At 70.7% G+C, this 628-nt stretch carries 2 protein-coding genes; both read left to right on the top strand.

The window, feature by feature from the left end:
* On the top strand, nucleotides 1-459 hold a 459-nt coding region (locus A6M56_RS19840), incomplete at its 5' end, for an ABC transporter ATP-binding protein (RefSeq protein ID WP_286758357.1).
* Nucleotides 450-628 (top strand): ABC transporter permease (locus tag A6M56_RS19845; protein WP_286758358.1); only part of this gene is annotated, 179 nt, incomplete at its 3' end. The genes A6M56_RS19840 and A6M56_RS19845, both read left to right, overlap by 10 nt.

Here is a 628-nt window from a genome sequence, read left to right on the forward strand (position 1 = left end):
GCCCGCGTGCGCAGCGCCAAGATCGGCTTTGTTTTCCAGAGTTTTCACCTCGTACCGCGCCTGACCGCCGCCGAGAACATCGCGCTGCCGATGACGCTGGCCGGCATCCCGCCGGCCGAGCGCAACCGGCGCGTCGCCAGGGCGCTCAAGGATTTCGGCCTGGACCGGCGGGCCGACCACAAGCCGGATCAACTGTCCGGCGGCCAGCGCCAGCGCGTGGCGATCGCCCGCGCCACGATCATGCAGCCGCCGCTGCTGCTCGCCGATGAGCCGACCGGCAACCTCGACCGCCATACCGGCGAGGAGGTCATCCGCCTGCTCGAAGAACTGAACGGTCGCGGTGTGACGCTGGTCGTCGTCACCCACGACGCGACACTGGGCGCCCGCGCCCGTCGCCAACTGGCCATGGAGGACGGCCGGCTGCAGCACGACTCGGCGCAGGGCTCGCCATGCGCTTGAGCGACACCCTGCGCTTCGCCCGCGATGCCGCCACCGGCTACCCGGTGCGGACGGCGCTGTCGGTGCTGGCCATGGCCATCGGCGTCGCTGCCGTCGTGCTGCTCACCGCACTGGGCGACGGGGCACGGCGCTATGTCGTCGGACAGTTCTCCTCGCAAAAACCTGGTCT

The organism is Ralstonia sp. RL, assembly GCF_001683835.1.
GTDB classification, from domain to species: Bacteria; Pseudomonadota; Gammaproteobacteria; order Burkholderiales; family Burkholderiaceae; genus Ralstonia; species Ralstonia mannitolilytica.